23 protein-coding genes are annotated in these 25,446 nt (G+C 73.0%); 12 read left to right on the forward strand and 11 right to left on the reverse strand.

Annotated features, from left to right (window positions below):
• Window positions 1-19: 19 nt before the first annotated feature.
• The 5 genes from RCO28_RS02540 to RCO28_RS02560 form a co-directional block, all read right to left on the reverse strand.
• Window positions 20-724, reverse strand: a complete 705-nt coding sequence (locus RCO28_RS02540; RefSeq protein WP_308939237.1) for a TetR/AcrR family transcriptional regulator — start codon at window positions 722-724, stop codon at window positions 20-22.
• Window positions 725-778: 54 nt separating this feature from the next.
• Window positions 779-1,855, reverse strand: a complete 1,077-nt coding sequence (locus RCO28_RS02545) for a PDR/VanB family oxidoreductase (protein ID WP_308939238.1) — start codon at window positions 1,853-1,855, stop codon at window positions 779-781.
• A gap of 1 nt (window position 1,856) precedes the next feature.
• Window positions 1,857-2,783 carry a metal-dependent hydrolase gene (locus RCO28_RS02550; RefSeq protein ID WP_308939239.1) on the reverse strand — a complete coding sequence of 309 codons (927 nt, stop codon included), beginning with the start codon at window positions 2,781-2,783 and terminating at the stop codon, window positions 1,857-1,859.
• 116 nt (window positions 2,784-2,899) lie between these two features.
• Entirely contained in the window at window positions 2,900-4,855 is a 1,956-nt protein-coding gene (locus RCO28_RS02555; protein WP_308939240.1) for a hypothetical protein, read from the reverse strand.
• Window positions 4,856-4,958: 103 nt separating this feature from the next.
• Window positions 4,959-8,075 (reverse strand): alpha-N-acetylglucosaminidase, encoded by a 3,117-nt coding sequence (locus RCO28_RS02560; protein WP_308939241.1) that lies wholly within the window; start codon window positions 8,073-8,075, stop codon window positions 4,959-4,961.
• 114 nt (window positions 8,076-8,189) lie between these two features.
• Between RCO28_RS02560 and RCO28_RS02565 the strand changes: the two genes are divergently transcribed.
• Window positions 8,190-8,621, forward strand: a complete 432-nt coding sequence (locus tag RCO28_RS02565; RefSeq protein WP_308939242.1) for a hypothetical protein — start codon at window positions 8,190-8,192, stop codon at window positions 8,619-8,621.
• A gap of 81 nt (window positions 8,622-8,702) precedes the next feature.
• On the opposite strand, the gene RCO28_RS02570 is transcribed toward RCO28_RS02565, so the two are convergent.
• From RCO28_RS02570 to RCO28_RS02580, 3 genes are all read right to left on the reverse strand, one after another.
• Complete coding sequence (locus tag RCO28_RS02570) at window positions 8,703-10,211, reverse strand: DUF1996 domain-containing protein (protein ID WP_308939243.1); 1,509 nt, start codon at window positions 10,209-10,211, stop codon at window positions 8,703-8,705.
• A gap of 81 nt (window positions 10,212-10,292) precedes the next feature.
• Window positions 10,293-11,285, reverse strand: coding sequence for an NAD-dependent epimerase/dehydratase family protein (locus tag RCO28_RS02575; RefSeq protein WP_308939674.1), 993 nt, complete (start codon window positions 11,283-11,285; stop codon window positions 10,293-10,295).
• Between the two features lie 127 nt (window positions 11,286-11,412).
• Window positions 11,413-11,538: a hypothetical protein gene (locus tag RCO28_RS02580; protein WP_308939244.1), complete on the reverse strand. Its 126-nt coding sequence runs from the start codon at window positions 11,536-11,538 to the stop codon at window positions 11,413-11,415.
• On the opposite strand from RCO28_RS02580, the gene RCO28_RS02585 reads away from it, so the two are divergent.
• Window positions 11,537-12,166: a hypothetical protein gene (locus RCO28_RS02585; RefSeq protein ID WP_308939245.1), complete on the forward strand. Its 630-nt coding sequence runs from the start codon at window positions 11,537-11,539 to the stop codon at window positions 12,164-12,166. The two genes, RCO28_RS02580 and RCO28_RS02585, sit on opposite strands and share 2 nt — an antisense overlap.
• A gap of 74 nt (window positions 12,167-12,240) precedes the next feature.
• Entirely contained in the window at window positions 12,241-13,710 is a 1,470-nt protein-coding gene (locus RCO28_RS02590) for a PepSY domain-containing protein (protein ID WP_308939246.1), read from the forward strand.
• Window positions 13,711-13,807: 97 nt separating this feature from the next.
• Here the strand turns inward: RCO28_RS02590 and RCO28_RS02595 are convergent, their stop codons facing one another.
• Together RCO28_RS02595 and glnII are read right to left on the reverse strand one after the other, a co-directional pair.
• Complete coding sequence (locus RCO28_RS02595; RefSeq protein ID WP_308939247.1) at window positions 13,808-14,362, reverse strand: winged helix-turn-helix domain-containing protein; 555 nt, start codon at window positions 14,360-14,362, stop codon at window positions 13,808-13,810.
• A gap of 344 nt (window positions 14,363-14,706) precedes the next feature.
• Window positions 14,707-15,738 (reverse strand): glutamine synthetase, encoded by a 1,032-nt coding sequence (gene glnII, locus RCO28_RS02600; RefSeq protein ID WP_308939248.1) that lies wholly within the window; start codon window positions 15,736-15,738, stop codon window positions 14,707-14,709.
• Between the two features lie 221 nt (window positions 15,739-15,959).
• On the opposite strand from glnII, the gene RCO28_RS02605 reads away from it, so the two are divergent.
• Window positions 15,960-16,877, forward strand: a complete 918-nt coding sequence (locus RCO28_RS02605) for a Gfo/Idh/MocA family oxidoreductase (RefSeq protein WP_308939249.1) — start codon at window positions 15,960-15,962, stop codon at window positions 16,875-16,877.
• Between the two features lie 167 nt (window positions 16,878-17,044).
• On the opposite strand, the gene RCO28_RS02610 is transcribed toward RCO28_RS02605, so the two are convergent.
• Window positions 17,045-17,413, reverse strand: a complete 369-nt coding sequence (locus RCO28_RS02610; RefSeq protein ID WP_308939250.1) for an arsenate reductase family protein — start codon at window positions 17,411-17,413, stop codon at window positions 17,045-17,047.
• A 166-nt stretch (window positions 17,414-17,579) separates the two neighbouring features.
• On the opposite strand from RCO28_RS02610, the gene RCO28_RS02615 reads away from it, so the two are divergent.
• The 8 genes from RCO28_RS02615 to RCO28_RS02650 all read left to right on the forward strand — a co-directional run bounded on the left by RCO28_RS02615 (window position 17,580) and on the right by RCO28_RS02650 (window position 25,354).
• The gene (locus RCO28_RS02615) at window positions 17,580-17,873 is read left to right on the forward strand and encodes a hypothetical protein (protein WP_374991078.1); all 294 of its coding nucleotides are present in this window, start codon (window positions 17,580-17,582) and stop codon (window positions 17,871-17,873) included.
• Between the two features lie 177 nt (window positions 17,874-18,050).
• Window positions 18,051-19,040, forward strand: coding sequence for a fibronectin type III domain-containing protein (locus RCO28_RS02620; RefSeq protein WP_308939251.1), 990 nt, complete (start codon window positions 18,051-18,053; stop codon window positions 19,038-19,040).
• Between the two features lie 84 nt (window positions 19,041-19,124).
• Window positions 19,125-20,105 (forward strand): asparaginase, encoded by a 981-nt coding sequence (locus RCO28_RS02625; RefSeq protein WP_308939252.1) that lies wholly within the window; start codon window positions 19,125-19,127, stop codon window positions 20,103-20,105.
• 308 nt (window positions 20,106-20,413) lie between these two features.
• Window positions 20,414-21,196 (forward strand): MHYT domain-containing protein, encoded by a 783-nt coding sequence (locus tag RCO28_RS02630; protein ID WP_308939253.1) that lies wholly within the window; start codon window positions 20,414-20,416, stop codon window positions 21,194-21,196.
• 115 nt (window positions 21,197-21,311) lie between these two features.
• Entirely contained in the window at window positions 21,312-23,882 is a 2,571-nt protein-coding gene (locus tag RCO28_RS02635) for a nitrate- and nitrite sensing domain-containing protein (protein ID WP_308939254.1), read from the forward strand.
• Window positions 23,879-24,331: a roadblock/LC7 domain-containing protein gene (locus tag RCO28_RS02640; protein WP_282539111.1), complete on the forward strand. Its 453-nt coding sequence runs from the start codon at window positions 23,879-23,881 to the stop codon at window positions 24,329-24,331. Before RCO28_RS02635 ends, RCO28_RS02640 begins: the two co-directional genes overlap by 4 nt.
• On the forward strand, window positions 24,328-24,801 hold the full coding sequence (locus RCO28_RS02645; RefSeq protein ID WP_308939255.1) for a DUF742 domain-containing protein: 474 nt from the start codon (window positions 24,328-24,330) through the stop codon (window positions 24,799-24,801). Before RCO28_RS02640 ends, RCO28_RS02645 begins: the two co-directional genes overlap by 4 nt.
• Entirely contained in the window at window positions 24,782-25,354 is a 573-nt protein-coding gene (locus RCO28_RS02650; RefSeq protein WP_308939256.1) for an ATP/GTP-binding protein, read from the forward strand. Before RCO28_RS02645 ends, RCO28_RS02650 begins: the two co-directional genes overlap by 20 nt.
• Window positions 25,355-25,446 lie beyond the last annotated feature (92 nt).

The raw sequence follows: 25,446 nt of genomic DNA on the forward strand, positions 1-25,446 counted from the left end.
CAGGGCAGACGGGTTGCCGTCACACCGAACCCGGCAACGGCGCCAGCGCGACCAGCCGGTCGACCAGGTCCGCGAAAGGCCCGTCCGACGGCTCGGCGGCGAGGATGCCGCGAAGGACGGACGCCATCTCCTCGTCGTACGCCGCACTGACCGCAGCCAGCGCAGCGAAGTCGTGGACCAGCTGGAGTTCGAGCTCGGCGCGCGGCACCCGGCGGCCGTCCAGCCACAGCAGTGCCGTGGACTCCGCGAGCGACACCCAGGAGCGCACGACGAGTTGGAGGCGGGCGGACGGCGCGGTGATGCCGAGGTGCGCGAGGATCTGCTCGTACGCGGCCTGCCGGACCGAGTCGATCAGGGCGTTGGTGGTCGACGAACCGACCGCGGGGCCGCCGCGCATCAGGGCCGAGAAGCCCGGGCCGTGCTCGTCGACGAAGTCGAAGAAGCGGCCCATCACCCGCAACAGGCGGGCGCCGAGGGGGCCTTCGCGCGGCTCCTCGAAACGCTCGGCGAGGTCTTCCGCGGCCTTGCGCAGCGCCGCTTCGTACAGGCTGCGCTTGCCCGGGAAGTAGTGGTACACCAGCGGGCGGGAAATTCCCGCCGCACCGGCTATCTCGTCGATGGAGACCTCGTCGGGGGAGCGGTGGCTGAACAGTTCGAGCGCCACGGCGATCAACTGCTCCCGCCGCTCCTCGACTCCCATCCTGCGGCGCACCCCGGTCGTCATACGAACACCCTAATGGGCGGTGCCACGTTCGACGCCAGGGGTCGACCGTGCGGATCACAGGTCCAGGACCAGCCTCCCGCCGCGCGCGCGGGACACGCAGATCAGCATCGAGTCGCGCCGCTCCTCGTCCGTGAGCAGCTCGTCGCGGTGCTCGACCTCGCCCGCCACGACCCTCAGTCGGCAGGTGCCGCAGAAGCCCTGCTCGCAGGAGTACGCGACGTTCGGCAGCTGCTCGCGGACTGCGGCGAGGACCGTCTCGTCGGCCGGGACGGCCACCGTGGTGCCGCTGCGCCGCAGTTCGACCTCGAAGGCCGTGTTGCCCTCGGTGGCCGCGGCGGGCGTGAACCGTTCCAGGTGCAGGGTGCTGCCGTGCGGGAGCGCCGCCGCCACCGCGTCCATCAGGCCCTCGGGCCCGCAGCAGTACACGGCCGCGGCCTGCGGCGCCCCGTCGAAGAGCGCGGCCGCGTCGGGCCGGCCGGACTCGTCCTCGGCGATCACCGTCACCCGGCCCCGGCGGCTGCGGCCGAGCCGCTCCACCTCGTCCAGGAACGGCATCGAGGCGCGGGAGCGGCCCGCGTACACCAACTGCCACTGCGCGCCGGACAGTTCGGCCGCGCGCAGCATCGGCAGGACCGGGGTGATGCCGATGCCGCCGGCCACGAAGACGTACGCGTGCGCGGGCTCCAGCGGGAAGCGGTTGCGCGGGCCGCGCACCTCGATCTCGGTGCCCTCGGCCAGCTTCTCGTGCACCTCGCGCGAGCCGCCGCGGCCGTCCTCGATCAGCCGGGTCGCCACGGTGTACGCGGTGCGGTCCGCGGGGTCGCCGCAGAGCGAGTACTGCCGGACCGCCCCGGACGGCAGCACCAGGTCCAGGTGGGCGCCCGGCTCCCAGGCAGGCAGCGGGCCCGATCCCGAGTCGCGCGGCGCAAGGCGCAGCCGGACCACGCCGTCGGCGACCTCGGTGCGGGCCGCGACCCGCAGACGCTGGGCGCGCCCGCGCGGCCGGCCCGAGATCGGGGTCTGAAGGGCGGGCATCGGCCACAGGGGTGCGGTCCCCATACGGCTGCGCACGGCCCGCCGTACGAGCAGCGCGGCGCCCGCGACGGCGGCGACGGTGCGGATCCTGGGCATCTCAGGCGGCACCCTTCTCGCGGGCCTCGGCGGCGACGGCGGCGGGCGACGACGCCAGGTAGGCGACCGCCTGCGCCGTGGAACCCTCGTGCGAGGGGTGGTAGGCGCGGTTCAGATACCGGGGGATGGAGCGGACCATCGCGCCGGTCGTCGGCAGCACGCCCTGCCGGCCCTTGGCGAAGAACTCCTTGAACGTGGCGCGGCCGTCGACCAGCGTCGGGTCGTTCTCCATGAAGAACCGCGCCCCGCGCTGCCACAGGAAGACGAGCGCGGCGAACGCGACTCCCCAGGTCCGCACCCGGCGCGCGTACGAGCCGTCCACGTGCATGAACAGGTCGAACGCCACCGAGCGGTGCTCGACCTCCTCCGCGCCGTGCCAGCGCAGCAGGTCCAGCATCGTCGGGTCGGCGCCGCGCCGGTCCAGCTCGTCGGCGTTCAGGACCCAGTCGCCGAGGAACGCGGTGTAGTGCTCGATCGCCGCGATCGTCGCGATCCGCTCCATCAGCCACCACTTGCGGGCCTTGCCGGGCGGCAGCGTGCGGTCGCCGAGCAGCTTCTCGAAGAACCAGTCGATCTGCGCGGTGTACGGGGTCGGGTCCAGGCCCTGCTCACGCAGGTGCGGCAGGACCTCGTCGTGAGCCTGGGAGTGCATGGCCTCCTGCCCGATGAACCCGATCACGTCGGCGCGCAGCTGCTCGTCCTCGATGTACGGCAGGACCTGCTTGTAGACGTGCACGAACCAGCGCTCGCCCGCGGGCAGCAGGAGGTGCAGGACGTTGATGGTGTGCGTCGTGAACGGGTCGCCGGGCAGCCAGTGGAGCGGCGTCTCCTCCCAGGCGAAGGAGACCTTGCGTGCCTTCAGCGCCGTCCACTCGGAGGCGATGGGCTGCGGCGCCCGGTCGAACCGGGCCTGCGGCGTATTAGACATGGCGTCAATGTACTGACGAGTACGGGCGAGGTGTACCCCTTGTGCGGCCCTTTTCTGACGACTCTCCGGCGCTTGAGGAGCCCGCCGCCCCTCAGCCCTCCGCTTCCGTACGGCTGTCAGCGCAGCGCCGACACCTCCGTACCGTCCGCGAGGCGCCCCCTCAGCTGCGCCCGCGCGCCCTTGCGGGCCGGTGCCGCGAGGGTGTTGCCGCGGGCCGAGCCCTGCGCGCCGCCCGTCACCCGCACCGACGCCACGTCCTTGCTGCCCGCCGCCAGTACGTGCCAATGGCCCGCCCGCGACTTCCACAGCACCCCGGCGAGCACCCGCGGCTCGCGCGCCCCGCAGGCCGGTGAGTCCTGCGCCCGCGCCGCGATCGCCCCGGTGTCCTTGCCCGGCGCCTGGAACTGCGCGAGCACCCTGCTGCCCGCTCCCCGCCAGGTCTCCGCCCGCGTGCACACCCAGGTCGCCGTGCCGTTCCCCTCGGGCAGCCGCTGTGCCGCGTACGCCCAGGAGTTCACCGACCGCACCCCGTTCGAGCGGACCGCCCCGAGCAGACAGGCCGTACGCGCCCAACTCGCCCGCGCCGCCTGCCCGTCCACCTCGCCCGGGGACTGAGGGCGCCCGGACGTGAGGTGGGCCGGGGTGAGCTCGCCGAGGTCGGTCACGAGCCGGGTGCCACCTGCTCCTGGACCGTCCTCGCGCAGTTCGAGCGCGGCGACCTCCGTGCAGTCCGTCGACGGCGCCACGGCGGCCAGGGGCGCCGTCACGCCGTCCGCCGACCGGTCCAACTCCCGTGCGGGCGCGCCCGGTTCGCGCAGGTCGCGGACGGCGACGGTACGCACCCACGGCGCCGTCAGATACCGCACCTCACCCTTGCCCCGGCCCACGACCACCGCCCCCGACGTGGCCTGCGCGGCGCCGTCGACCCGCGCGAAGTCGAGGGCCGCGCCACCGCCCGCCCCGGACCGCGGCTCGGCGTACCGCACCAGGCGCAGGCCGTCGTGCAGGACCACCACGCGGGCCCGGCCCACCTCGCCCGCGTACAGCAGTTGCGCCGGTCCCGGCGGGGCGCCCGAGGCGGTGCCGGGGGTCGCCGAGACCTGCACGGACGGGCCCGGGCGCGCCCACACGGCGAGCGCCCGGCCGAGCAGCTCGCGGTCGCCGGTGAGGGAGCCGCGGGCCGGCCACACGGAGAAGTCGGTGCGCGCCGAGCGCCGCCACTCGCCCGCCCCGACGCGCGTCAACTCCTCCGGGTCCAGGGCCGCTTCGGCCGCCGGGTTGCGTGCGTACGCGGGGGCCGCGGGGGTGCCGGGCGCCAGGCCGTCGCCCGGCAGGGCGAGGAGCGTGCCGCAGACCAGGGCGGCCGCCGTGGCGGCGAGCGCGGCGCGGCCGTGCTGCCTGCGCCGCATCAGGTCCGGCGGCCTGGCCTGGAGGGAGCACGGGTCGAACTCGGGGGAGTCGAGCAGCTCGTACGAGGCGGCCACACCGTCCGCCTCCGCGAGCGCCGCATGCGGGTCCTCGACCCCGGCGCCCTCCAGGATCCTGCGCACTTCGGCGTCCGGCAGCCGCTCCAGGCCGCGCAGCACGAACGCGGCGCGCGCCGGGCCGCCGAGCGCGGAGAGCCGCTGGTCGAGGGCGAGTTCATCGGCGCCGCCGGAGCGCGGGAACAGCCGCAGGCCCCACACCTGCGGCAGCAGCGGCGGCAGTTGCGCGCGCCGCGGCCAGGCCCGCCGCCGCAGCGGAAGCCCCGCCTCCAGGGCGCTCCGCAGCACCCGCAGGCGCACATAGCCGTACCCGGGGTCGCCGCCCGGCCTGCCCGCCCCGCGCTGCGCCGGGACCATGGCGCGTTCCACGGTCGTACGGGCGCGGGGCAGGGCGCGCTGGGTGAGCCAGTGCGCGGTCAGCACCCGCCGGTTGCGCCCGAGCGACGGCGGCAGGACGAGGTAGCCGAGCCGCACGAGTCGCGGATAGTGCTCGACGAGCGCGGCCTCGGCCTGCTCCACGTCGACGACGGGAGCGGGCCCGGGGGACGGGGGCGGGGAGGTGCGCGTGGCGGCGTCCGAAGAACTCACGTTCAGCAGAACGAGCGAATCGTCGGATGGTCACTCGAACAGGCCTCAGAGGAGGGAGAGTTGACTGCTCCGCGCCTCCGCGCCTCCGCCGTACGCCCTGGCCTCACCCCAGCGCGAACCCGCTGAACTCCACCGTCCCCCGGGCCCCGCTGCCCCCGTGCGCGGCCGACATGAAGAAGCCGACGTCCTGGCTCGCCGCCGCACCCCCGACCGGCACCTCGGCGACCGTCCGCCAGCTCGCCCCGTCGTCCGTCGAGCACTCCCCGCGGAACGTGTCCCCGGTCCGGCTCAGACGGAGCAGTACCGGGGCCTTGATTCCGGTGATCCGCTTGTACGTGTCCAGGGTGCCGTCGCCGTTCGTGTCGTAGGAGAGCACCACCCCGTTCGCGGGCGTCACCGACAGGTTCACGAAACCCGGGGAGCCGGGCGTGGAAAGGGAGTTGCGGGCGATCACACCCGCCCGCGCCCACGGACCCGTAGCGGCCTGCGCGTCCACCCGCACCGTCACCGCGACCCCGTCCAGCAGGGCGCCCTCGCGGTACGCGGCGCCGAACTCGCTGGTGCCCTTCCACAGGTCCTGGCCGCCGCCGTTGACCGCGAACCGCTCGCCGACCTGCCCGAACACGGCCGCGCTGTTGGTGTACGTCCGCCACGCCTCGTCCAGGGGACCGGCCACATACAGGCTGTCCTCGACGACCGTCGTGACCCGGTCCTCGTCCTTCGGGCCGTACCGCACGGACAGTTCGTACGGCAGCGGCTTCAGCGGCGAGGTCAGCGGCTCGTCCGGGGCCTTCGCGCGCCAGGTCACCGCGCCCTCGCCGGCCGGGGGCACCGACCTCAGCGACGTGCCGTCCTCCGGTTCGGCGTCCAGGCCGTTGAGGGTGAAGTCCACCCGGCCGGTGGCGCGCAGCCCGTTGACGTTGGTGAAAACCGCCCGCACGCGCGCGTGGCCACCGGGCGGGAACGCGGACGGCTCGGCGGAGACGGCGACCTTGCCCTGATAGGGGGCCCGGGCCAGGACGTCGTACGCCTGCTTCGCCGTGCGGTACGCGTCGTTCGGCGGGCGCAGCGGATACACCTTCCGCTCCCGCGTCCAGGGCTCCTCGATCGCGTACCAGTCGAACGCCTTCGGCTCCCGCCCCGCCGCGAGCGCGTCCTCCAGCTCGTCCAGGTACGCCGTCCACTGCGGCAGGTGGAAGTCGCCGATCAGGCCGTGCCAGTCCCGGTTGGCGTAGTTGGCGAGGCGCCCGCCGTCGGCGGTGGCCCGGTCCGCCCAGGTGGTGATCAACACCCGTGCCGTGCGCTCCAGTTCCGCCGCTTCGGCGGGTGTCGACGCCATCCGCTTCGCGTCCTCCAGCCACGGCCCGAGCAGGAACGCCCGGTGCGCTCCCGTGACCTCCTCGCTCAGCCGCATCAGCCTCAGCCACAGACGCGCGAGGGTTCGGAACGTCTCCCGGTCCTTCCTCCCGTACGCCGCCCGCAGCTGCGGCAGCAACTGCCAGGACCGGTTGGCGAGCGCCTGCCGGGCCAGATCCGTGAGGTCGTAGCGGTACGCGTCCGAGCGGCGCAGCGAGTCCCGCACCCCGAGCAGCGCCGCGAAGGCCCGGTCGAAGCCGCCGGGCGGGAACGCGGGGGTGTGCGTCGCGTAGTACGTACCGGAGTTGGCGCTCAGGCTCGGGCGCGCCGCGAAGATCGAGTCGTGCGGCCGGCCGTCCTTGCTGGTGATCCGGTACGCGGTCTCGCGCAGCGCCGCCATCGCCGCGCGGGCCTGCCCGTCCTGCCCGCCGTAGCGCAGATCGGCGTACGCACGGAACCACTCGGCGCGGTCCACGGCCTCCTCGCGCCAGGCCAGCTCCGTGAACAGTTCGAGCGCCGCCGGGTCGCGTTCGGCGGCCTCCGGCATGTACGCGGTGCCCGCGAGCGTCGAGCCCGGTCTGTCCCGCCAGACCGTGAACCGCTCCGTCCACATATGGGTCTTCGCGCCGATGGTGGTGCGGCCGCCGAAGTTGGGGATCGTGCCGAACGCGTACGGCGCGCCGCCCCAGTCCTTCTCCCGGTCGGTGACCGTCTCCAGGTCGGACAGGCCGTCCACGACCAGGAGCTGCTTCTTGTCCAGGGCGTCGATCACGTCGCGCCGCGGGTTGGCCTGCCAGCCGAGGATCGTCCACAGCGCCCGGGGGCGTGCGGTGTGCAGCGCCCGCTCCACGGCGCGCGCCGCCTCCGGCACCGGCACGTCGCCCGGGTCGCCGCCCTCGTGCAGCAGGTCCATCTTGAACAGGTCGATCTCGCCGAACAGTTCGGCCTGGTGCCGATAGAACGCGGCCGCGACCTCGGCGAACGGCTCGGTGCGCGGATCGAGCCAGTCCGGCCGCCGCAGTCCGTTCCAGTCGCCCTGCGGGACGGTACGGGCGCCCGGGTTGCGCTCGGCGAAGCCGTCCGGGACCGTCCCGAAGTAGCCGGGCATGACCGGCTTCATGCCGAGCGCGCGCAGCCGGTCCGCGATCCTCCGGCCCAACTCGACGCGCCGCTCGATCAGTTCAGGGCTGAGCGGACCGCCGTACGCGCTCATGTTCTGCAGCAGCCACCACGGCTGGTGCGAGGGCGCGGGCAGCCAGGTGCGGGCCTCGGTGTCGGAGTAGCCGAAGTCCTGCAGGAGGCGGTGGTAGACGCCCTCCTGACCTGCGGTGACGAGCACTTCGTTGCAGCCGTGCAGCGCCAGCACGTCGATCATGCGCTCCCAGCGGGGCCAGTCCGCGTACGGGGCGGTGTAGCCGTCGTGGGTGTCGTTGAAGACGAAGCGGTGCGGCACCGTCGCTCTGCGGTGGAGCGGCCGGTCCGGCCCCGGGAGCCGCTCGGGCAGCTCCAGTTGGCTGCCCGACCAGGAGATATGGGCGCCGCACACATACTTCAGATACCAGTGCACGCCGGTGAGCAGCGCCAGCGGCCCGGTGCCCGCGACGGCGATCCGGCCGGTGGACCCACTGACCCTGAACCCCTCGCCGGAGTCGCGGAGTTGGTCGAGCCGGAACTGGTCCGCGTGCTCGGGCAGCAGCCGGTTGAGCGCGGCGCGCACGGGATCCGTATCGAGGGCGGGGCCCTGCGTGGGCCGACCCGATGCGTGGCTCGGGATGGCGTGGGCCGGGACGGTCGTGCCGAGGACGGTGCCGAGGCCGACGGCTCCGGCCGTCCCGATGACTCTGCGGCGGGACGGGTCAGTCATGTGGTGCCCCCCTCTGTCGTCTGCTGCGGCGCACGCTAACCGGACGGTCGACGGTGCTCAACGGTGCTTGCGGAGCTGGCGCGTTCGTGTCGGCCCAAGGGATGGGAGAGGCGCATGAAGCGTGTCCTGCTGGTGGTCGTCGCCGTGCTCGTTGTCGCGGGATGTGGGTCCGGCGCCGACGAGGCCGGGGTGGTCGTGACCGGCACGTCTGGCCTGGAGCCGCTCGCGGCGGCAGCAGGGTGCAAGCCGGTCGTACGTGCGGAAAGCCGCGATCTCCGCCAGGCCAACTGCCGTAGTGGCAAAGCCCGTTACGTGCTCGCGGCCTTCCGCACCGACCGTGGCCAGAGCGAGTGGCTGGACGCCGCGAACGACTACGGCGGCAGCTATCTCGTCGGACGCCGGTGGATCGCGGTCGGCGAGCGGAGTGTGCTCGTGGAGCTGCGCGGCCGGCTCGGCGGGACCGTGGTGACGTCCTCGCACCACTCGGGGAACAGCGGTGGTGGGGGGAGGGAGGAGGAACACCATGCGGGCCACGGCACGAACTGACCGCGCAGCGGTACGGGGGGGTACCGGGGGGTGGGGTGGTGCTGTTTGTGTGTGGGGGAAGCCGGTGGGTGGAGGGTTGGCTCACGTACAGCGGTCGCCGCTGTTGATGCAGCGCACCATCCGGTCCATGAGCTCTTCGTCGAAGACGTTGATGAAGTCGCCGTGGTCGGTGATCGGTTTGTGCAGTTGCTCGGGGGAGGAGTCGACGGCGAAGTTCCGCTCCGGCGCCACGTCGTACACGATGCGCTGCACGAGCTGCGGCACGGCCTGGAACCCTTGCGGGCAGCGGCCCTGCTCGTCGGTGAAGGCCACGTGGGTGCGGTGGTTGGCGCTGTCGGTGTTCTGGCCGTCCCAGCAGCTCTGGAAGCGGAACGACCGGACGACGTCGCTGCCGTCGGGGCACAGCGGGTACTTGTCCGCCAGCTGACGGTCCTCGAATCCGGTGCAGCTCCAGGACGCGTTGGCGTTGGCGTCGCCGTTGGTGAAGGCCTTGGCGTCGCCGGTGATCACCCGCAGGAACCTGGGCATCGCGGTGACCTCGCCGACCGGGCTGCCCTCGAACTTCAGGCTCACCTCGACCGGCGTCTGGATCTCCCCGACGTTCTGGTCGTTGCCGCCGCCGTCGGCCCCCGCGTCCTCCTCGTCCTGACCGTTCTGCACCCGCAGCACCGGCCAGTAGTACGTGGAGCGGTCGCCCTGGTCGCGGCAGCTGGTGTCGCCGTTCGCGAGGTCCTCGTCACCGGCGAAGGCGTCGTTGGCCTGGTTGCCGACGTAGTCGTGCATGTGGTGCGCGCCGTTGCTCACGCCGGGGGCCGCGATGACGTTGTCCGGGTTGCGGTTGCCGTTCTCGTTCGTGCCGCAGTCCGTCGTGAACGTGCCGCGGGATGCGCCTTGTTGCTCGCGCGGGAGGTTGACGTTCGGCTCGACCGTACGGATGTCGACGAAGTCGTCGTCCACGGGGCCGTTCCCGGCTTGCCCGCCCTGGCCGCCTTGGCCGCCCTGGTCGCCCTGCCCGCCTTGGTCCTGGCCGTCCTGGTCTTGATCATCCGGGTCTTGACTGTCCTGGTTCTGGCCGTCTTCCCCTGGTTCTTGTCCTCCGTCTCCTTCCTGCCCCTCCGGTCGGCCGTCCTCGTCGGCGGCGCGGAGGGTGCACGGGGCCAGGCTGTCGAGGTTCTCCGGTGCGCGGGCGCCGTTCTCCTCGATCGCGGCCACGATGCCGCCGATGGACTCGCGGCGCTGCTGCTCCAGCGGGCCCAACAGCTCGGCGGGATCCTCACCGGCCTGCTGGCGCTCGGCGAGCTGCGCGTACGCCTCGGTGATCTGGCTGTCCAGGCCGGCCAGTCGGTTGTCGACCTCCTGGCGTGCGGTCTGCGGCACCTCCCTCAGTTCGTCGCCCACGTCGGGGCAGTCGATGGTGGTCATGGCGGCGGGCTGCCCGGCCCCGGCGTCGCGTTGCTCGCTGCTGCCGCTCTCGCCGGCTGAGGCGTAGACATTCACCACAGCAAGGCCGCCGCCGCCGAGTATCAGGGCCGTGGCGGCGGCGATCGCCCGGCCTGCCAGCGTCGATCGTTTTCGTGATGTGCGTCCCATGCGTTGACGTACGCAACAGGAGCCCCCCGTGTTCAACTCCCGGTTCAACTCCCGGTTCAACTCACGCCGGAACGCGTCGCTCTACCCGAGTCCCAGCACCTTCTGCTCCACCTCCGGCGCGAGTCCGAGCGGAGGGCGGTCGGGGCGCTGGGGCGCGGTGCCGCCGATGGACCGCAGCCACTCCCAGGTGTCCCGCACGGTCTCCGTCGCCGGTCTGCACCGCAGGCCCGCCGCCAGCACCTTCGACACGTCGGCGCCGTGCAGAGCGTCGTGCATGTCGGTCTGCGGCGGCACCCAGATCGGCAGCTGAGCCCAGGGCTCGATGCCCGCCTCGGCGATCACCTCCGGTGCGGTCCAGCGCAGCTCGGCGTCGCTCCCCGTGACCTGCACGCAGGCGTCGAGCAGCTCCCCGGTCGTGGTGTGGCCGGGAGGCGCGAGGACGTTGTACGGACCGCTCAGCTCCGCCGCGGCCGCGTCCAGGGTCCACTCGGCGAGGTCCCGTACGTCGATGAACTGGAGCGGCAGCTCACGCGGACCGGGTGCGAGGACCGGCCCGCCGCGCGCGATCCGGCCCAGCCACCAGGGCAGTCGGCCCACGTTCTCGTACGGCCCGATGATGAGTCCGGCCCGCACGAGCAGGGAGCGGTCCGCGCCGAAGGACTCCAGGACGGCCAGCTCGCCGCCGCGCTTGTCCTGGGCGTACGTCGTCTGCTCCGCGTCCGCCGCGCCGTCGTTCAGGGGCGCGCTCTCGTCGAAGCCGGCCGGGGGCGCCCAGACGTAGACCGAGCCGCTCGACACGTACACGTATCTCCCGGCCCGCTCGGCGAGCAGCCGTGCGCTGTCCCGCACGACGCGGGGCGCCGCCGACCAGGTGTCGACCACCAGGTCCCACGCGCCGTCCGCCAGCGCCGCCAGGCCGTCGGGTGCCGTGCGGTCGCCGTGCAGGGCGTGGACACCGGCCGGGGGTGCGTGCCGGCCGCGGTGCAGCACCGTCACGTCCCAGCCGCGGGCGAGCGCCGACTCGGCCACGGCCCGGCCCACGAATTCGGTGCCGCCGAGGATCAGAAGTTTCATGCCCGAGAGCTTGCCCGCCGACGGGCCGCGGCGGAACACCGCTCTGCTGTCAGAAGATTCGGCGAAGTCCCCGGCGGAACCGGGAACGATCCGGGGCGCCTGCACATTGCGCGCGGTGGCGGTGTTTTCAGCCACCTACCTGGGTGGCACTATGTGCGCCGATGACGGATGCCCGGTCGCCCTTGCGCGCCTTTCGGGCCGCGATCTTCGCGGCGGTGGGCGTCTCGTTGGCCGCTGTGGGGCATTCATCCATGTCTGCTCATGACATTCCCTTCAATGGCCTCTTTGCGGCGTTCGTCCTCACCGTGATCGTGGCTTGGACTGTCGGGCACCGCCGCCGAGGCATCCCGTCCATCGCGACCGGACTGCTCGCGATGCAGGCCGGACTGCACCTGACGTTCGCCGGTTCCCAAGGCCACGGTTCCCAGGCCTACGCGAGCCATGGATCCGGCCTGCACGCGAGCACCGGAACGGGCCCCCACGCGGGCCACGGATCCGCCACCTATATGAGTGCCGGAACGCACCTGGGCCACGACGCCCCCATGAGCGGATCCGGAGCCGGTGCACACGGCGCCGCCACGGACCACAGCTCCCTCGGCATGCTCGCCGTCCATGTGCTCGCCGCGCTCGTCTGTGCCCTGTGGCTGGCGCGCGGCGAGGCGGCGTTCCTCCAACTCCTCGCCGCCGTCGACTCCCTGGCCTTCGCGCCCCTGCGGCTGCTGCTCACGGCGGTACGGCTGCCGCTGCCGCCCCGCATCACCCGGCGGCCCCGCCCCCGCCCGGCCGCACGCGCGCGTGCGGCCGTTCTCGCGTACGCCGTCACCCGGCGCGGCCCACCCGCCACGGCGCCTCTTCTCCGTCACGCGCCCCTGGCGTCCTGAGTCACGCTCTCGTACGACCGTCCGACGCCACGGGTGTGCTTCCCCCTGCCGTCGTACGCGTACCGAAGGACGCCATGGCCATCGAAGACCGGCCCAAGCCGGATGAGACAGACCAGCCACAACAGCCCGATCCTGCCGACCTCAGCGGCGACCAGTCCCCACCCCGCAACACCCCCTGGGCCGCCCTCCGACCGCTCCTCCTGAGGCTGCACTTCTACGCCGGAGTGCTCATCGCCCCGTTCCTGCTCGTCGCCGCCGTGAGCGGACTGCTGTACTCGCTCTCCTTCCAGGCGGAGAAGATCGTGTACGCGCACGAACTGGAGGTCCCCGTAGGCGACAAGGCCCTGCCGCTGAGCGAGCAGGTCGACGCCGCGCGTGCGGCGCATCCCGAGGGCACCGTCACCGCGGTCTGGCCCGCGCCCGCCGAGGACCGCAGCACGCGCGTGCTGCTGTCCACGCCCGACGTGCCCGAGGACCGCTCCCTCGCGGTCTTCGTGAATCCCTACGACGCCGAGATCCGCGGCGAGCTCGAAAGCTACGGCAGCTCCGGCGCGCTGCCGCTGCGCACCTGGATCGACATGCTGCACCGCCAGCTGCACCTCGGTGAGTTCGGCCGCAACTACAGCGAGCTGGCGGCCAGTTGGCTGTGGGTCGTCGCGCTCGGCGGGCTCGCCCTCTGGTTCGGCCGCCGTCGCGCCCGCCGCCGCGACCTCGTCGTACCCGCGAAGGGCCAGGCCAAGGGCCGTCCCCGCACGCTGTCCTGGCACGGCGCCGTCGGGCTGTGGGCGGTGCTCGGGCTCGTGGCGCTCTCCGCCACCGGTCTGACCTGGTCGAAGTACACCGGCGCCAACATCGACGAGCTCAAGGCCCAGCTGGGCGGCGCCACCCCCGTCGTCGACGCGACCCTCGCCGGAGGCACATCCACCGGCGGCGGCCACGAGGGCCACGGCTCCGGCTCCGGGCACGGCCACGGCGGCCACGGCGGCGCGGACATCGGGGTCGACCGGGCCCTGGAGATCGCCCGCGGCCAGGGCGTCGACGGCCAGATCTCGGTGATCCTGCCGGTCGACGGCCAGGGCTACGTGGTCAAGGAGACCGACGCCGAGTTCCCGGTCCACCTCGACTCGGTCGCCGTCGACCCGGCCGACGGGCGGGTCATGGACGAGGTGGCCTTCGCCGACTACCCGGTGCTCGCCAAGCTGACCCGGTTCGGCATCGACGCGCACATGGGCGTCTTCCTGGGCCTGCCCAACCAGTTGGCGCTCGCGGCCCTGATGGTCGCCACCGCCCTGCTGATCGTCTGGGGCTACCGCATGTGGTGGCTGCGCCGGCCGACCAAGGGCCGCGCCCTGAGCTTCGGCCGGCCGATGCCGCGCGGTGCCTGGCGCAAGGTGCCGCTGCCGCTGCTCGTACCGCTCGCCGCGGCGACGGCCGTGATCGGCTGGTTCGTCCCGCTGCTCGGGATCAGCCTGCTCGCGTTCCTCGTCCTCGACGCGGTGCTCGGCCGCGTGGCACGCGCCCGCGCGACGACGTCGAGCGACTGACGAGGCGACGGTGACGTCGAGCGACTGACGCAGGACGTACGAGGAGGGCCGCTCCGTACACCGCGTACGGGGCGGCCCTCTGCCGCTGCGAAAGGCGTCAACGCCCGCCGGGAGGCGTGTACTTGTACCCCACCCGTCGCACCGTCTGGATGACCTGCCGGTGCTCGGCGCCCAGTTTGCGGCGCAGGCGGGCGACGTGGACGTCGACCGTCCGGCCGTCACCGACGTGCCCGTACCCCCACACCGTGGTGACCAGCTGGTCGCGGGAGTGGACCCGGTGCGGGTGGGCGACCAGGTGGGCGAGGAGCTCGAACTCCAGGTACGTCAGGTCGAGTCGGTGCCCGTCGACCTCGGCGGTGCGCTGCACGGAGTCGATGCGCATCAGCGGCCCGGCGCCGTCGACGGACACGGGGGCCGCGAGCCTCGGCTGCTGCTCGATGGCGCCCGCCTGCTGGTCGGCGGGGACCAGGACCAGGTACCCGATCATCGGCGGATGCCCCGGCAGGGCCGGCACGGCGTGCTGCGGTGCGGGCAGCCAAGTGGCGCCGGGCGGCAGGAACTCGGCGACGTCGACCATCTCGTCGCGGCCGATGGCCCGCAGGTGGTGACGCTTGAGGGGAGGGGTGGATGAGGCGCTCTGGGGGTTCGTCATGAGGGGTCAGCTCGATTCGCGCGAGAGGCGTCCGGGGGGAACGTACTCAGTCGTGCGCCGACCAAAAGCCGTACTACAGAAGGAGTGAACGGCGTTAGCGGGTCGGCGCGTTCAGCGCGCGGCAACAGACACGGTCGAAGTCGTGGTGCTGCCGGGAGGGCCAGAACGGCTCGAGGTCGTGACGACCCGGCGTGGAGTTCTGGAGGCTGACCATGCCCCCATTGAAACAGATGCCCGACAACGCGGTCAGCGCCTGCCCAGCAGCTGGACGGGAACACGAGGAAGCGCCCGCCGGACCTCGACGGGCGCTTCCTCACGTACGACGGGAGCCGTTTGGTGGAGGCTCAGACCTGGCCGGCCTTCTCCAGCGCGCTGCAGCAGGTGTCGACGATCAGCCGCGTCACGACGTACGGGTCGACGTTCGCGTTCGGGCGGCGGTCCTCGATGTAGCCCTTGCCGTCCTGCTCGACCTGCCACGGGATGCGGACCGAGGCGCCGCGGTCCGAGACGCCGTAGCTGTACTCGTTCCACGGGGCGGTCTCGTGCAGACCGGTCAGGCGGTCGTCGATGCCCGCGCCGTAGTTCTTGACGTGGTCCATCGGCTTGGAGCCCTCACCGAGGGACTCGCAGGCGGTGATGATCGCGGCGTAGCCCTCGCGCATGGCCTTCGTGGAAAAGTTGGTGTGCGCGCCGGCGCCGTTCCAGTCGCCCTTGACCGGCTTCGGGTCGAGGGTCGCGGAGATGTCGAAGTCCTCGGCGGTGCGGTACAGCAGCCAACGGGCCACCCACAGCTGGTCGGAGACCTCCAGCGGGGCGAGCGGGCCGACCTGGAACTCCCACTGGCCGGGCATGACCTCGGCGTTGATGCCGGAGATGCCGAGACCGGCCTTGAGGCAGTTCTCCAGGTGTGCCTCGACCACGTCGCGGCCGAAGATCTCGTCCGAGCCGACACCGCAGTAGTAGCCGCCCTGCGCCGCCGGGAAGCCGCCCTCGGGGAAGCCGAGGGGACGCGCGCCCTTGAAGAACGTGTACTCCTGCTCGATGCCGAAGATCGACTCCTGGCCCGCGAACTTCTCGTCGACCTCGCGGAGCGCGGCACGGGTGTTGGAGACGTGCGGCGTCATGTCCGTGTTCAGGACCTCACAGAGCACCAGGATGTCGTCGCCGCCGCGGATCGGGTCCGGGCAGGTGAAGACCGGCTTCAGGACGCGGTCGGAGGCGTGGCCCTCGGCCTGGTTGGTGCTGGAACCGTCGAAGCCCCAGATCGGCAGCTCGGCCAGGCTCGCCGACGAACCGGTCATGATCTTCGTCTTGGAGCGCAGCTTCGCGGTCGGCTGGGTGCCGTCGATCCAGATGTATTCGGCCTTGAAGGTCACGGGGGCGCCATCCTTTGCGGGCTGTGCGTGCGATGCGGGTGAATCGCGGATGCGGGTGGGGTCGCGGCGGTGCTGTCGCGCTGTACCCGCAGCCTGCCAAGGAGCGATTTCCCGACCGTTGCCCGTCTGTGAACCCCGTGTAACGCGGCTCGCCGCTCGCGTGACACGTCCGCGCCCGGCTCCGGTGGTCAGGTGCGTCGTATCCGCGATTGACTGGCCGCATGGCGACACCACCGATGACCCCTGAGGCTCCCGCGGCGCCGCTGCGCGTCGGCCTCTTCGGTACGGGGCCCTGGGCCGCGCGTGTGCACGGCCCGGCGCTCGCCGCGCACCCCGACGTGGAGCTCATCGGGGTGTGGGGGCGCAGGCCCGAGGCGGCCGGTGAGCTGGCGACGGAGCTCGCCACCCGGGCGTACACGGAGGCGGACGCCCTGATCGCCGACGTCGACGTGGCCGCGTTCGCGCTGCCGCCCGACGTGCAGGCGGACATCGCCGCACGCGCGGCGCGGGCCGGGCGGCATCTGCTGCTCGACAAGCCGGTCGCGACCGATGTGGCCGTCGCGCGGGACCTCGCCGACGCGGCCGCCTCCGTCGCCTCCGTCGTCTTCTTCACGTTGCGCTTCTCGGCGGCGAGCGGCCCGTGGCTCGCCGAACAGGCCGCGGTGGACGGCTGGTTCACGGGCCGGGCCGAGTGGCTCGGCAGCATCTTCGCGCCGGACGCGACGTCCCCGTACCCAGCTTCGCCCTGGCGGCAGGAGAAGGGCGCGCTGTGGGACGTGGGGCCGCACGCCCTGTCGCTCCTTGTGCCCGCGCTCGGCGACGTGACCGCGGTGACGGCCGCGCGCGGCCCCCTCGACACCACGCATCTGCTGCTGCGGCACCACTCCGGCGCCTCCTCGGTCGCCACGCTGAGCCTGACGGCGCCGGAGAAGGCGGGTGGTGTGACGGTCGAGCTGCGCGGCGCGTCCGGCGTCGCCACCCTGCCCGAGGTGTGGGGCGAGGGACCGGTCGACGCGTACGCGCGCGCCGTCGACGCCCTCCTGACCGCCGCCCGCACGGGCGTCCCGCACGCCTGTGACGTGCGGTTCGGGCTGCGCGTGACGGAGATCCTCGCGGTGGCGGAGAGCTCGCTGAGCTGACGCTCGGCCCAGACGGCCCAGACGGCCCAGACGGCCCAGACGGCCCAGACGGCCCAGACGGCCCAGACGGCCCAGACGGCCCAGACGGCCCAGGCGACTCAGACGGCCCAGATGGCTCATACGGCCCAAGACGGACCAGGCGGCCCGGCGGCCTGACGGGGGAGCGGTCAGCGGCTGAGCGCGTCCCGTACCGCCTCGTCCGTGCGGGCCACCACGGCGGTGCCGTCGTCCGCCGTGATGATCGGGCGCTGGATCAGCTTCGGGTGCGCGGCGAGCGCGGCGATCCAGCGGTCGCGGGCGGCGGCCTCGCGCGGCCACTCCTCGCGGTCCTTGAGGTTCAGCTCCTTCGCGGCCGCTTCCTGGGTGCGGGTGATGTCCCAGGGTTCGAGCCCGAGCCGGTCGAGTACCGCGCGGATCTCGTCCTCGCTGGGCACGTCCTCCAGGTAGCGGCGCACCGTGTACGACGCGCCTTCCTCGTCGAGCAGCTGCACCGCGCTGCGGCACTTCGAGCAGGCCGGGTTGATCCAGATCTCCATGCCGCAAGCGTAAGCCCGCACTCCGCTACGAGGGGTCCCGGCGGGGCTCAACGCCCTTGTGGCCAGGGGCGATTGTCAGTGGTGGGTCGTAGAATAGAAGCAGTGTTCGAGACGGGTTGGGCACTGCCGTGGAAGCGGTGTGTCCCACCCCCGACCACCCAGGAGGATGTTCATGGCCGCAGTCCTGTCCGCTGTCCCGAAGCCCTTGCCGATCGACCTTCCGTACATGCCGCTGCTGAAGCAGCCGCTCCCCGCGGGCCGCCCGCGCGAGTTCTACATCATGCACAACCGCCGCCTGAAGGCCATGCGTCTGGCCATCGCCCTGCTCGACTCGGGCGTGCTCCGCGCGGAGCAGGCGAACAACCGCAAGATACGCAGCACGGCCGAACTCGTCGGTGTGCACCCGCCGTCGGACATCACCTGCCACATGGTCCGCGCGCTGATGCGTTACAGCCGCTGACGTCAAGGCAGTCAAGCCAGTCAAGCCAGTCAAGGCAGTCACGGCTGTCGCGGGACCGCGAGGTTCGCGGTCCCGCACCCGTGGGCGCCGAGGGTTCACGCCGACCGCCCTCTTGAACTGCCCACGACAGTGCGGCAAATATGTCCAGACCAATGCTGTCGAGCGGAAGGCCGCAGCGTGCGACGCACCCGGCTCCTCGTCCCCGCAACCCTGGCCGCAGTCCTCGGCGCCACGCTGACCGGCTGCGCCACCGACACCAGGGCCGCGGAGCCGGACCTCGTCGCGCCGCGCGGCCTCACCGCCCAGGCGTCCAGCGCCACTTCGGTCCACGTCATGTGGAACAAGGCGGCGGCGGGAGACGTCACGGCGTACGAGATCTACCGAGGCAAGACCCGCGTCAGGACCGTCCCCGCCGACCGCTTGATGGTCGACATCACGGGCCTGAAACCCGCCGCCACCTACAAGTTCACCGTCCGCGCCAAGGGCGACGACGGCGCAGCCTCACCCCTGAGCCGCCCCGTCACCGTCACCACCCGCGCACACACCACCACCGACCACGAACCGCCCACCGCCCCCACCCACTTGCGCGCCCGCGCCTCCGGCCCCCGTGCGGCCACCCTGTCCTGGCGCGCGGCGACCGACAACGAGGAGGTCACCTCGTACGACATCTACCAGCGCGGCTCGAAGATCCACAGCGTCAACGGAGACTCGACCGCCGCCCTGGTCACGGGACTTCGCCCCGGCACCGACTACACCTTCACGGTCAAGGCCAGGGACGCCGCCGACAACAGCTCCCGCGCCGGCGACGCCGCGGGCCTCACCACGGCCGAGGCACCCGACGGCGCCGAGGACACGTCGAAGGACACCGCACCCACCGGATTCCGTGTCACCACACACGCCGACGACGGCGCCCACCACCTCGACCTGTCCTGGACCCCGCCCGACACCGGGGGAGACGTCAGCGAGTACCAGATCCACCTCAACGGCAGACCCGCCACGACCCTGATGTGGGGCGCCGAGGCACCCGAAGGCCGGGCGGAGCACAGCTTCTTCATCAGCCGCGAGGCCGGCCAGACGTACCGCGTGAAGCTGCGCGCCAAGCTGCCCGACGGCAACTGGGGCGCGTTCTCCGAGGAGCGCACGGTGACCACGGGCGCGGGCCAGTAGCCTCGGCGTGCCAGGTCGGCCGGGTGTGCCGCGCCCCGTCTCTGAACGGGTCTGCCGCGCCCCGTCTCTGAAAGGGAACTCCTCGTGACCGTAGCCCTGTTCACCCTCGGCGGGACCATCGCGATGGCGGGCGCCACGGCGGACGAGCGCGGCGGCACTGTCGTCACCCGCCTCACCGGCGCCGACCTGACCGCGGCCGTCCCCGGACTCGACATCCCGCTCGACGTCCACGACACCCAGGCCGTCCCCAGCGCCAATCTCACCTTCCGGCACCTCCTCGACCTCGTCGAGCAGGCCTCGAAGGCGCTGCGCGGGGGCGCCCGCGGCGTCGTCGTCACCCAGGGCACCGACACCCTGGAGGAGAGCGCCTTCCTCATCGACCTGGTGTGGCCGCACCCCGAGCCGTTCGTCCTCACCGGCGCCATGCGCAACCCCACCCTCGCGGGCCCCGACGGACCGGCCAACCTGCTCGCCGCAGCCCGCGTCGCCGCCGCGGACGACGCCCGCGAGCTGGGCGCGCTCGTCGTCCTGGGTGATGAGATCCACGCCGCCCGAGCGGTCCGCAAGACGCACGCCACCAGCACGGCCGCGTTCACGTCCCCCGACACCGGCCCCGTCGGCCACGTCATCGAGGGCACGCCCCGCATCCTGACCCGCCCGCCCCGCCGCACCCCAATCACCGTCGGCACGGCCGAACCCGCCCGCGTCGCCCTGCACACCGTCACCCTCGACGACGACGGCCACGCGCTCACCCGCCTCGGCGAGGACGTCAAGGGCCTGGTCGTCGCGGGCTTCGGCGTGGGGCACGTCCCGGCCGGCCTCGCGCCCGTCCTCGGTGACCTCGCCACCCGCATCCCGGTCGTCCTCGCCTCCCGCACCGGCGCCGGATCCGTGCTCCGGCACACCTACGGCGCCCCCGGCTCCGAGACCGACCTCCAGCGACGCGGCCTCATCAACGCCGGACTCCTCGACCCGTACAAGGCGCGGGTGTTGCTGCGGCTCCTGCTGATGACGGCGGACGTGACGCCGAAGGACATCGCGGAGACGTTCTCGCGGTACGCCTGAGCCGACGCCTCCCGGCGACTCCTCCCGGCGACTCCTCCTGGCCGAAAACATCCGCCGGAAATGCCCGAGTCGAGCCCTGGTCCCGTATGTCCGAAGCACCCCGAGGCGTGGCGTGACAAGAGTCGCACTGACCCAGAGACCAGCCGATTCCCCTTGCCCTGTACGGCCCTTGAACCCGGGGATTACTCATGGGTAGCGCGTAATTTCGCCCGAATTTCCGGCCCACGTGCGGAGATCGTGCGGAGATTCAGTGCGTGCTAGGTTCCCGTCCGACCGGGGGGTCGACCGCTCGAAGCGAGAGGGAAACCGTGGGTCACATGCACCACATGGACGGTGGCTGGATCACGCCAGTCCTGTCGTACGTCATGGCCGTCGTGGGGGCAGCGCTCGGACTGCGCTGCACCGTACGGGCCCTGGCCGCCGGGGGGCGGGCCAAGAGGAACTGGCTGATCACCGCGTCCGCCGCGATCGGCGCGGGCATCTGGACGATGCACTTCATCGCGATGCTCGGCTACAAGGTCGAGGGCACACCGATCCGTTACGACATCCCGCTCACCCTGCTGAGCCTCGCCGTGGCCATCGCCGTCGTCGGCGCGGGCGTCTTCATCGCCGGATACGGCGGGTCCCGCGCCCGCTCCGTCCTCCTCGGCGGCCTCGGCACCGGACTCGGCGTCGCCGCGATGCACTACATCGGCATGGCCGCCGTGGAACTCAACGGCAGCCTCACGTACGCCCCGACGCTCGTCGCGGCGTCCGTCGTCATCGCCGTCGTCGCCGCGTCCGCCGCCCTGTGGGCCGCGCTCGCCGTACGCGGACCGGTGATCGCGGCAGTCGCCGCCCTCGTCATGGGTCTGGCCGTGAGCAGCATGCACTACACCGGCATGGCCGCGGTCTCCGTCTCCGTACGTGCGAGCACCGAGCCTCTCACCGGCGCCAGCGCGCCCGCGTTCATCCTGCCGCTCGCCGTTGTGCTCGGCTCGTTCCTCTTCCTGACCTGCGCCTTCGTCGCGCTGTCGCCGACCGCGCGGGAGAGCGCCGAGAACGCGGCCGCGGCCCGTCCGCTGCACGAGGTGGAGCTCCCGGCGACCTGAGCGCCGGCGTTCCCTCCCTTCCCTCCCTTCCCTTCCGCACTTTTCCTCAGGGCGTGCCGTCCCCTCGCCCGCTCAACTCCCGCACCACCGCGTGCCGCCGAGGAGCCACTCCGTCATGCCCGTACGCCAACCGCTGCCCGAACGGCTGCGCCGCACATCCCCCGGGGCCGAGACCGCCGGGGCCGAGTCCGCCGGGGCCGAGTTTCTCCGAGGCGAGTCCCCCAGAGGCGAGTCCCTCAGGGGCAAGTCCTTCCGAGCCAAGTCCTTCCGAGCTAAATCCTTCCGAGCCAAATCCATCAGAGCCAAGGTCGTCACCCTGCTGACGGTTCCGGTGGTCTCCCTGATGGCGCTCTGGGGTCACGCCGCGGTCACCACCGCGACCCAGGTCTCGGACGCCGAGCAGCTGAAGCAGGTCAACTCGGCCCTCGTACAGCCCATCTCGGACTTCACCCGCGCCGTCCAGGACGAGCGAGCCGCCGCCCTCGTCAAGCACACGGCCCGCGACGCCACCGCCCCCGACGCCACCGCCCGCGACGCCACCGCCCGCGACGCCACCGCCCGCGACGCCTACGACGCGGCCAAGTCCCGTACGGACAAGGCCGCGGCGGCGCTGCGCGCGGGCGTCCACTCCAGCAGCACCGACATCGCGGGCATCGACGCCACCCTGCCCGACCGCATCCAGCGGCTGCTCGACAGCGCCGAGACGGTCACCGGACGGCAGGCGGACACCGGTCCCGCCGCGCTCGCCCGCTACAGCACCGCCGTCGACCACGGCTTCGCCGTCCGCTCCGCGCTCGCCCGCGCCGACCGCACCGGCGCCGCCGCCGACACCCGCGCCGTCCTCGAACTGGCCCGCGCCCGCGAGGCGTTGAGCCGCCAGCACGCGGTGTACGGGGCCGCGCAGGCCGACGGCACCATGACCGCGGCGCAGTACCGCACCTTCGTCGGCGACGTCGCCCTCCAGCGCGACCTCACCCGGAGCGCCGCCGCCGACCTCGCGCCCCGCGACGCCGCCGCCTACCGCAAGGTCCTCGACTCCACCTCCGCCACCGACCTGCACACCGCCCAGGACGCCGTCCTCGACGCCGGTGCCGCCGACGCCGCAGGCGCCGTACCCGCCGAGCGCTGGCGGTCCGCCGCCGGGGACACGCTCGCCGGACTCGACCGCGCCGAGCGCGCCACCACCGCCCCGGCGGCCTCCGCGGAGCCGTACTCCCTTGCCACCCTGGGCAGTTCGGGCCTCGCCGTGATCCTCGGTCTGCTCGGCGTGGTGCTCGCCCTGATCCTCTCCGTACGCATCGGGCGCGGCCTCGTCGCCGACCTCACCGGACTCCGCAACCGCGCCCTCGAACTGGCCGCCACCCGCCTGCCCGCCGCGATGCGCCGCATCCACAACGGCGAGGACGTCGACCTCGACGCCGAGGCGCCGCTCGCGCGCACGCCCGTCCGGGACGAGGTCGGCCAGGTCGGCGCGGCGCTCACCACCGTGCAGCGCGCCGCCCTGCGCGCCGTCGCGGGCCGCGCCGCCGTCCTCACCGGGGTCTCCGGCGTGTACGTCAGCCTGGCCCGGCGCAGCCAGGTCCTGCTCCACCGCCAGCTGGAACTCCTCGACACGATGGAGCGCCGCACCGAGAACCCCACCGACCTCGAAGACCTGTTCCGCCTCGACCACTTGACGACCCGCATGCGCCGGCACGCGGAGTCCCTCCTCATCCTCTCCGGTTCGGCCCCCGGCCGCGCCTGGCGTAACCCGGTCCCGCTGATCGACGCCGTACGCGCGGGCATCGCCGAGACCGCCGACATCGACCGGGTCCAGCTGCACGACATCCCGGACCTGCGGCTCGCGGGCTCCGCGGTGGCCGACCTGGTCCACCTCGTCGCCGAACTCGCCGAGAACGCCGCCCAGTTCTCGCCCCCGCACACGCCTGTGGTGGTACGCGGCGAGGAGGTCGGGGCCGGCGCGGTCCTGGAGATCGAGGACCGCGGCCTCGGCATGGGCGACGAGGCCCTGGCGGCGGCCAACGAGAAGATCCATGCCCCCGACATCGACCTCCTCGACTCCCGCCAGCTGGGCCTCTTCGTGGTCAACCGCCTCGCCGACCGCCAGCGCGTGGACGTCACGCTGCGGCGCTCGGTCTACGGCGGCATCACGGCGGTCGTCTTCGTACCGAAGGAACTCCTGGAGGCCCCCCACCCGGGCCTGCGCCCGCTGCCGGAACAGCAGCCCGAGCCGCTGCCCGCGCGCACGGAGCGACAGGCGGCGCCGAACGCCCTCCCGGCGCCGAACGCCCTCCCGGCCCGGCGAGCGAAGCCCCGCCCGGAGCCCGACGAGGCGCCGCAACCCGACCAGACGCCGCAACCCGAACCGGCCTCGGTCCCTGCCGCACCCCCGCCCCCGCCCCCGCAGCCGACCCCAACTCCCCCCGAAGACGGCCTCCCCCGCCGCGTACGCCAGGCGAACATGGCGCCCGAACTGCGGGAAGCGGACACCGCGCCGGAACCCGTACGGGAGCTGCCGGGCCGCCGCTCCCCGGAGGCGGCGCGGGCCACCATGGCCTCCCTGCGCTCGGGCCGCCACCGCGCCCGCACCGCCCGCGACGCCGCCGTACCGCAGGCACCGCACACTCCGGGCGCCACCGCCCCCCACGGCACCCCCGCCGACGACGAAGGACAAGGACCCCGATGACCCCGACGTACACCGTCACCAACCTGGGCGACGGAGACCGCTCCGGCGGCGAGGGCCGCGGCGGCGTCGACTGGCTCCTCGACGACCTGGTGGACCGGGTCGCCGAGGTCCGCCACGCGGTGATGCTCTCCAGCGACGGCCTGTGCGTGGGCGCCTCCACCGGCATGGGCCGCGACGAGTCGGAACGCTTCTCGGCGATCGCGTCCGGCTTCCACTCCCTGGCCAAGGGCGCGGGCCGGCACTTCGACGCGGGCGGCGTCGTCCAGACGATGGTCGAACTGCAGGGCGGCTTCCTGTTCGTGGTCGCCGCCGGGGACGGCTCCTGCCTCGCCGTCTTCACGGACGGCCACGCGGACATCGGCCTGGTGGCGTACGAGATGGCCCTCCTGGTCGACCGCGTACGCGAGCACCTCGGCGTCCCCACCCGCGCGGACGGCGAGACCCCATGACGGACGCACACCCCGGCAACCACCCGGACGCGGACGCACACCCCGGCAACCACCCGGGCGCGGACGCCCACCCCGGCCGCCCGGACGCCTGGACCGACCGCTACGACGACGAGGCCGGCCCCCTGGTCCGCCTCTACGCGATGACGGCGGGCCGGGCCCGTACCGCGAACGGCGCGGAGCGGGTCGACCTGATGGCGATCGTCCGCGCCCGCCCCGAAGCAGCGCACCCACCCGGCCCGCTCCCGCCCGAGCAGCGCGACCTCCTCGCGCTCTGCGCCCGCGGCCCGCGCCCCGTCGCGGACCTCGCCTCGGACTCGGGCCTGCCCCTCGGCGTCGTACGCGTCCTGCTCGGCGACCTCGCCGCGGCCGGCCTGATCGCCATCACCCCGCCCGAAGCCGCCCCGCACACCGGCGCCCGCCCTGACGCCCATCTCCTGCGAGAAGTGATCCATGGCCTACGAGCACTCTGACCGCGCCGACTTCACCGCCCTGAAGCTCCTGATCGCCGGCGGCTTCGGCGTCGGGAAGACCACGCTGGTGGAGTCGGTGAGCGAGATCCGCCCGCTCCGCACGGAGGAACAGCTGACGGAGGCCTCCCGTCCGGTCGACGACCTGCAGGGCGTGGCCACCAAGACCACGACGACGGTCGCGATGGACTTCGGCCGCATCACCCTCCGCGACGACCTCGCGCTCTACCTCTTCGGCACCCCGGGCCAGGACCGCTTCTGGTTCGTCTGGGACGAGCTGGCCACCGGCTGCCTCGGCGCGGTCGTCCTCGCCGACACCCGCCGCCTGGCGGACTCCTTCCCCGCGGTCGACTACTTCGAGAGCCGCGGCATCCCCTTCATCGTCGCCGTCAACTGCTTCGACGGCCTGCGCACCCACACCCCCGAAGCCATCGCGGGAGCCCTCGACCTCTCCGCCGAAACGCCCGTAATCCTCTGCGACGTACGCGACCGGGAATCGGGCAAGGACGTCCTGATCTCCCTGGTGGAGCACGTCCTGAGCCATGTACCGGGCTGATACAGCTGATATCGCTGATACCGCGGACTTGAGGCCGGTGTTCGATGCGGCCGATGTGCGCCACACCGCAACGCGCGAGGGCCGCCACCCCG

Origin of the sequence: Streptomyces sp. LHD-70, from assembly GCF_031157275.1 — a bacterium.
Taxonomy (GTDB): domain Bacteria; phylum Actinomycetota; class Actinomycetes; order Streptomycetales; family Streptomycetaceae; genus Streptomyces.